Below are 7,483 nucleotides of genomic sequence, written 5' to 3'. Positions count from 1 at the left end.
CCCTTGTCCTTGCTCCAACGCCGCAGCACCACGGCGGTACCGTCCAGGTGCGCCAGCGTCATGGGCGTCGAAGGACCTCCCGCCTTCCCCCAGTCATGCACCGCCGACAGCGCCAGCGTGTAACGGCCAGAAACCGGAGGGCGGCCGAAGAGGACGTGCTGCACATCCAGGGCGACTTCCGCACCCATCAGGCGAGCGCCCAGCAGGTCCGAGACGAAACCCTCCGCGTATACCGGCCCCAGAGTCCCCGTCCCCACCACTCCGGCCGGGTGGTAGTCGGGGTTGGCTCGGTTGCTGTAGCGCCGCACCAGGTGCCCGGACAGCAGGGAGTAGCCGTCCATCATCCCCACCCACACCGAATCGGACGCGTCACCCCCCATCGTGAAGAGGCGCACCAACTGGCCCCAATCGGACAGCGTGTCCCAGTCCTCCTTCCTCACGAAGCCGGCCCCTTCGCCGCCACCCCACAACCGCAGCCGCACAGGCGCTCCAAGGTTGAGGCGAAGCCACTCGCCCTTGTCCCAGGCCACCATGGGCTCCACCTGCATGAAGCCTTCGGCGCCGCCCGCGCCCCTTCGAGGGAGCAGCGTCCAGGTCGTGGCCTCCATGCTCAGCACGTTCGGCCACGGTGACGTCGAGTCGGACGTGGCCGGTAGCAAAGCCTCCTCATCGGGTCGCGCCTCCGCGTCCTCGCTGGCGGACTCAGGCGTCACGGCCGCTTCCAGCTCGCGAATGGCGGCTTCCATCTCCTCCCAGCGATGAGCGGCGGCGTTCTCCTCCGCCCATCCCGTCCCGGAGAACAGCAGTGACAACACGACGGCCCAGCTCCGACGCGCGAACATCGACGCCTCCTGTGAAGGCCCCGATTGGGGATGGAGAGGGGCAAGAGAGTCCCAGCTCGGTCCGACATGGCGTCAGACCCCTGGCGCGTGCATGGAAGTGATTGGCACCGGGACGCGGTTGATTTCGCGTCCTGTCACAGTGTTACATCGCGACCGCATTGCAGCGCCGGGACTGAAGAGGGGGAGACATGTCGACTCGTATCTCAAAGGATGCATCGCCCGTCGCGAATGCCTCGGCGGAGCATGCCCGCCGTGCCACGGAGGAAGCCGCGAGACGCGCGGCGGAAGAAGCAGCCCGGCGCATGTTGGAAGAGCTGGCACGGCTCGCCACCCAGGCCGCGAGCCTGGACATCCAGAAGCCCGATACCTTCAAGACCGCCCGACCCCAGACGCGCGGCCCGGACCTCGCGACGGACGGAACCTCCGCGCCCGGAACCTCGCTCGCGAACGAGAACGCGAAGGACGGCCGGGTGAACTGCCTGGACGCCGTCGCGGACTTCCTGTCCCTCGCGCCCGCTGTCATCCGCGCGCGCTCGGAGGTCCTCTTCCTGAAGGACAGCCGCCCCGGCGCCGAGGGCACCACCGGCCACGTCGTCATCCGCCAGGGCAACAACATCTACGACCCGACGACGCGTGAGTGGACCGCCTCGGAGAACTACCTGAAGCAACACCCCGAGTACTCCGTCGCGGGCTCCGTGCCGGGGAGCACGGTGAACACGATTCTCTCCGCGCCACCGGGTCCGGAGCGACAGGCCGCGCTCGCGCGAGCGAACCTCCCGCCGGACATCGCGAACATGGTGGTGGCGGATACGAGCGCCTCGCTCCCAGTTCCCACGTGGCTCGAACAGGGGGGCCCTCCACCGTGGATGCAAGGCGCCTGGCACCACCTGGACGCGACGACCCAGGCGAGCGTCCTGAACGGAATCCGCGCGCAGTGGAGCCAGCACGTCGAGGACATGGCTCCCGCGTGGATTCGAGACCCCTCCCTGTCACCTCCGCCCATGACGGAGAACTGGAGCGAGCTGACACCCGCCCAGCAACGCACCACGGCCGAGCAGTCCTGGAACACCCTCGTCCAACAGGAGATGTCCCTCTACTTCGAAGGCGCGCCCGCCGGAGGGACCCAGGCGACCGAGCCCCTCATCGCCACCGAGCAGGGCTGGCCCTGGGGCGCCGGCAGCGCGGGCGAATGGTCGAAGTTCCACGTCGAAGGCCAGCCCGACGTCGCCCAGTACCTGAACGTCGGACTCATCATCAATGGCGAGGGCAAGGACTCCACCCACCACAACCTGTGCGGAGAGCTTGCGGCCCTGTCCGTCCTGGGGTTCGGCATCGAAGAGGGGCTGAAGGCCTTCGGCGCGCAGAGCACCGCCTTCGCGAGCATCCTCGCGAACGACCAACTGCTGACGACCGCCAATGACCTGGTGGCCTTCCTCGACAACCAGGGCTGGCTCATCGCCGGCCAGGATGAAGCCTCCACGGGCCAGACGGGCATGGAGAACCTCGACGGTGTCTTCAACGCCGCCGAGCCCTACTTCAACGTCCACGCCCGGAACGAGCCCACGCCCGAGGCCGTGGAGCGCATGATCGCCAACGGCGGCGCGCTGCTCGTGCTCGTCAACATCGATGGCTCAAGCAACGGCATGCTGAAATCGGAGGCGACCTCGGGAGACCAGATCACCCACTGGGTGACCGTGGTCGACGTCGCGGAAGGGGTGAACGGCGAGACGTATGTCCGCGTCTACAATCCCTATCAGAATCGCGAGGAGGTCTACTCCTGGGGCGACTTCAAGACGGCGTGGAACAGCCCTGGAGACCAGAGCGGCTTCACGTACGTCGCCGCGAAGCCTCCCGACTGGACTCCGCCTCCCGCGCCCTGAGGCTCCCGGGTGGAGGGCCCACGGTGGTCGTCCAGAACCCGTCCGGGCGACGTCCCAAGGCCCTCCCCCTTCGAGAACAAAGACTCAGTTCACCGCGGCGCGGCGACGACGGAACCGACGCACCTTCTCCACCCACGTGCCCGGCATCAGTTGCTTCGCCGCGTTGCGCCCCTTGCGCGCCAGCTCCTCCGCTCGGGTGAACCAGTCCCCCGCGCGAGTCCCGCTGTGCACGCGCACGGACACCGTGCGCCGCTGCTTCGACACCCAGTCGGACTTGTACGTCTCGGTGCCGCGCAGGAAGTCGTACTCGGTGAGCCCGGCCTCCATCGCGTCCTTGAACGTCTCGCCCACCAGCACCAGGCCCACGCTGCGGTTGCGCCACTCCGGGTCATAGCCCGACTGGAAGTACACGAAGCGGTCGCCGTGGACGATGCCGTACACCGAGGCCACGGCCTTTCCGCCCACCTTCATCGTGTACAGGCGCAGCCGTCCCCGCTCCGCGAGCAACTGCGTCGCGTCCCGGTGGAACGACTCCACCCCCGTGCCCTTGATGCCCTGCGAGCCACCGTCCTCCGCCCACCGCGCGGAGTGCAGCCGGAAGAAGTCCGTCATCGGCCCGGCCAGCTCACCCGGCGCCTCCGTGCGCTCGATGCGGTAGCCCTCCTGCTTCTCCAGCCACTTGCGCCGCCGCAGGTAGTTGTCGCGCCGGCCCGTGCGCTTGAGGAACGCATCGAACGGCTCGCGAGGGTCCAACACGTCATACGGACACACGTACCGCTCCGACAGCCGCACGTCCTGTCCGGAGAAGACCTCGCGCAGCACGTCCACCGTGACGGAGTCCTCGCGCAGGTCCGTCAGGTCCAACACGTCCCATTCCTCGCGCAGCGCCACCAGCATCCGCGCGAAGGCCCCCGCCACTTCGCGCTCCATGCCCCGCCGGGCCACGACGTCCAGGTAGTCGCTGCCCACGTGCGTCTCGCCCAGGAAGCCCAGGCGCCGCACCGGCATGCCCGTCACCCGCCGCGTCTCCAACCCCAGCGGCAACAGCCCCACCAGCGTCCCCGCCGCGTCGCGCGCGGTGAGGACCAGGGGCCTGCGGCCCGGCTCGATCCGCCGGCACCACGGGTACAGCCACTCCCATGAATTGAAGGGCCCCGCGTGGCTCGAATCCATCAGCGAGTTCCACTCCGCGCGCATCCCCGCCAGCGCGGACAGACTGCCCACGGCGCTCACGTCCAGCCGCTGCGCGGCACGCGGCCCCTGCCTCAGCTCGTCTTCGCGAATCACCGTCCCACCTCCTCGGAGGGGAACGTCGCCCCTCCCACCGCCGCCGTCCCACTCATCCCGCGCGCTTCTTCGTCCGCTTCTCCGCGCGCACCGCGTCGCGCACCACCAGCGCCACGTCCGCCATCACCTCCGGCGTCAGGTCCTGGTGACACGGAATCTCGACGATGCCGCGCCGCAACTGCGCCACCTCGGGGAACGCCCCCGCGTCACACGCCGGATGGAAGCGCTTCCAGAAGTCGATGGCGTCAATGCCCTTCGCCCTCAGCCGCGCCAGCACCTCCGCCTTCTCCTGCACCACCATCGGGAAGAAGAGCGGACACGCCCCCGGCGGAAGCTGGTTGAACAGCGGCGGCACCACGTCCCGCAGCCGGCCCAGCAGGTAGAAGTAGTTGCGACGCCGCTTCTCGACGATGGACTCCAAGTCCTGCGCCAGCGCAATCCGCCTGGTCAGCGGGCTCATGCCCAGGTCCACGTGCTTGCGGTCGAAGTGCTGCGTGCCCGTCGCCACGCGCTCGATGCTCGCCGCCTTCACCGTGCCATGCCCCAGCGTGCGGACCAGGCCGCGCAGCGTGCGCCCCGCCACCCCGCCGCGCAGCTCCAGGTTCTGCAGCAGCGCGGACACCGTGTGGCTGAAGGTCGACGCGGACGGCGGCGAAGGCGGCTCCGGCAGGCTGTAGGAGCGGGGCCCGTTCACCACCAGCGCGCCGCCATTCGGCACGGGCAGCGTCTTGTAGAGGCAGAAGATGCCCACGTCGCCCGTCGTCCCCAGCGGCACCGAGCCGTCCGAAGACAAGAGCGACAGCGCGCAGTCCTCTATCAGCACCAGCCCGTGCTGGTCCGCCAGCTTGCGCATCTCCTCCACCGGGCCCGGGAAGCCCGCGTAGTGCGTCAGGTACAGCGCCTTCGTCTTCGGACCGATGCGCCGCGCCACGTCCTCCAGGTCCACATCCCAGCGGCTGCCCACCCGGTAGAAGCGCGGCGTGGCGCCCGCGTCCACCAGCGCCTCCACCTCCACGCCGTGGTGGTACGACGGCATCAGGACTTCGCCCTTGTCCAACCCCAGCATCTTCACCGTGAGCCACACGGCGTTGCGGGCGAAGTAGAAGTAGCGGACGTTGGGCGAGGAGAAAGGCGGCAGTGCTCCGGGCCGAGGCTTGGACAGCAACATGCTCGGCCACAGCGTGGGCAGGGACGGCACGAACATCTTGCCCGGGGGAGTCATCGCTTCCATTTCGCCACCACCTCTTTCACCGCCGGGCTCCACCGGAACTTGGCCGCGCACAGCGCCCGGCCGAAGGCGGAGTCATTGAAGATGTAGAGCCACGTGTGGCGCCGGACCTGCTCCGTCCAGTCGCGCTTCCACACCATGTCTGGCCCCAGGAAATCGAACTCGCGCAGACCCCGGTCGATGCAAGCCCCCACCACCTCCTCCATGAGGAGCTGGCCCGGGCTGCACTCGCGAAGCTGCTCGTCGTAGCCGGGCTTCAGGAGGAAGTAGCGCCCGTCATCCTCCAGCCCGAAGTGGAAGGCCACCGCCCTGCCGTCCAGCCGCAGGAAGTACAGCGCCAGTTTCTTGCGATAGGCCGCGTCGCGCGCCAGCTCCGTGTAGAAGCCTCGCGTCGCCGAGTCCTGGCCCATGGCCGTGCCGCGCTCACCCTTCCAGCCGCTCTGCTCCAGCAGGAAGCCCTCCTCCAGCGCGCCTTCCAGGTCGAGCCCGCCGTCCACCCGCTCGAAGGTGACGCGGCCCTTCTCCTCCAGCTTGCGACGCCGACGCCGGCAGTTCGCCTTGAACTTCGCCTGGAGCGACGCCTGGTACTTCTCTCGCGTGGCGGGCAGCGGGATGTACGGAGACTGGAGCGACTCCCAGGCCCCCACGGGCATGTCCGCGCTGTGCGCGGCCCCGTGCAGCCGCCACGCCGCGCCGCCGTCCGGCACGTCCGTCAGCCGCAGCACATCCCACCCGCCCCGCGCGCGCAGGTGCGCCAGGAACAGGGCCGCGGCCACGTCCGGCTCACGGGCCAGCACATCGAAACGACAGGAGTGCGCGTTGGCCGCGCCGGAGAGCTGACGCACCGGCACGCCGTACAGCGTGGTGCGCTCCTCCCACAGCGGCAGCGCCGCGCTCAGTTGGCCGTCCTCGTCCCGCAGCGTCAGCACGCGCAGGCGCGAGCCGGGGGCGAAGTTGTCCAGCCAGATGCGAAGGAACTCGTGCCGGTAGAACACCTCGTGGGAGGTGGCCTCCACCAGCGCGTTCCACTCCGACTCCAGGGCCATGAAGGCCGCGCGGTCGCCGACTTCGACGACCTGCGGCCCGGGGCTGATCAGGGTTGCTTCCATGTTCGGGCGCCCAAGGTGGTGACGGGGTGGCGTGGCTACAAGCCGCTGCGAGCCATCTTCAACAGGCAGGCGGCGACCTTGCGGCTGTCGTGTCGGATCCTGGACCCCTCCTTGAGGAGGTCGGCCCGCACCGGCACCACACCCGCGGCGATCAGCTCGCGCGTGTCCACGTCCACGGGGAACGAGCCCCGTCGGCCGTACCGCCGCATCGCATCCGGCGTCGGCAGCGTGCCGTTCACCAGCACCGCGTCCAGCACCGGGCCCACGTGGTCTCTGACCGCCTGCACGTGGTCCAGGCACGACATGCCGTCCGTCTCACCCGGCTGCGTCATGAGGTTGGACACCATGACCTTGAGCGCGCGCGTCTCCTTCAGCGCCTGGGCCACGCCGTCCACCAGCAGGTTGGGCAACAGGCTCGAGTACAGCGAGCCCGGGCCAATCGCCACCAGGTCCGCGGTGTAGATGGCCTCCAGCAGGCCCTCCACCGGCGGCGGAGAACGAGGACTCAGCGACACCTTGCGCACGCGTCCCTGCGCCTTGCAGATGTTGCGCTCGCCCACGACTTCGGTGTCGTCGTGCATCTGCGCCACCAACTGCACGGAGGCCAGCGTGGACGGCAGCACCGTGCCCCGCGCGCCCAGCAGCTCGCCGGACATGCGCACCGCCTCCATGAAGTCGCCCTTCAGCTCCGCCAGCGCGGCGATGAGCAGGTTGCCCACCGCGTGGCCGGCCAGGCCCCGGGCTCCACCGAAGCGGAACTGAAAAACTTCCTTCAGGGCGCTGCGCCCGCCGGCCAGCGCGACGAGGCAGTTGCGGATGTCGCCCGGAGGCAGCGCGCCGTGCAGGCGACGCAGGCGGCCGGAGCTGCCCCCGTCGTCGCTCATCGCCACCACCGCGGTGATGTCCACGCCCGGGTCGCCCGGCTTGGGCTGCGCGCGCTTCGCCAGCCCTCGCAGCACCATGGGGAGCCCCGTGCCGCCGCCGATGGCGACGATGCGCGTGGGTCGCTCCAGGTGCGGCTGCAACAGCTCGTTGCGGTCCCTCTCCCGTTCCTGCTCACGCTCCCGACGGGCGCGTGCTTCGTCCCAAGACTCCGGGAGCGGCGAATCCATGTCCATGCCCACCATGACCCAACCC

General features: G+C 69.5%; 5 protein-coding genes and 1 pseudogene. 1 reads left to right on the top strand and 5 read right to left on the bottom strand.

All coding sequences use genetic code 11. The features are described 5' to 3' along the window. Nucleotides 1–842: pseudogene (locus HUW62_RS44270) on the bottom strand (hypothetical protein); the annotation flags it as partial. Between the two features lie 188 nt (nucleotides 843–1,030). Here HUW62_RS44270 and HUW62_RS44265 point away from each other — a divergent pair. Next, nucleotides 1,031–2,722 carry a hypothetical protein gene (locus HUW62_RS44265; protein ID WP_176437873.1) on the top strand — a complete coding sequence of 564 codons (1,692 nt, stop codon included), beginning with the start codon at nucleotides 1,031–1,033 and terminating at the stop codon, nucleotides 2,720–2,722. A gap of 84 nt (nucleotides 2,723–2,806) precedes the next feature. Here HUW62_RS44265 and HUW62_RS44260 read toward each other — a convergent pair whose 3' ends face one another. Genes HUW62_RS44260 through yvcK form a run of 4 tightly spaced genes read right to left on the bottom strand, consistent with a single transcriptional unit; the run spans nucleotide 2,807 to nucleotide 7,473 of the window. Then, nucleotides 2,807–4,009: a GNAT family N-acetyltransferase gene (locus HUW62_RS44260; RefSeq protein WP_163870582.1), complete on the bottom strand. Its 1,203-nt coding sequence runs from the start codon at nucleotides 4,007–4,009 to the stop codon at nucleotides 2,807–2,809. Between the two features lie 52 nt (nucleotides 4,010–4,061). After that, nucleotides 4,062–5,231: a DegT/DnrJ/EryC1/StrS family aminotransferase gene (locus tag HUW62_RS44255; RefSeq protein WP_176437874.1), complete on the bottom strand. Its 1,170-nt coding sequence runs from the start codon at nucleotides 5,229–5,231 to the stop codon at nucleotides 4,062–4,064. After that, entirely contained in the window at nucleotides 5,228–6,346 is a 1,119-nt protein-coding gene (locus tag HUW62_RS44250; protein ID WP_176437872.1) for a GNAT family N-acetyltransferase, read from the bottom strand. Before HUW62_RS44250 ends, HUW62_RS44255 begins: the two co-directional genes overlap by 4 nt. A 35-nt stretch (nucleotides 6,347–6,381) precedes the next feature. After that, nucleotides 6,382–7,473, bottom strand: coding sequence for a gluconeogenesis factor YvcK family protein (gene yvcK, locus HUW62_RS44245; protein WP_163870584.1), 1,092 nt, complete (start codon nucleotides 7,471–7,473; stop codon nucleotides 6,382–6,384). Between the last annotated feature and the right edge of the window lie 10 nt (nucleotides 7,474–7,483).

Origin of the sequence: Myxococcus sp. AM011, assembly GCF_013372595.1 — a bacterium.
Classification (GTDB): Bacteria; Myxococcota; Myxococcia; order Myxococcales; family Myxococcaceae; genus Myxococcus; species Myxococcus eversor.
This window is presented reverse-complemented; position numbering and strand designations above follow the sequence as displayed.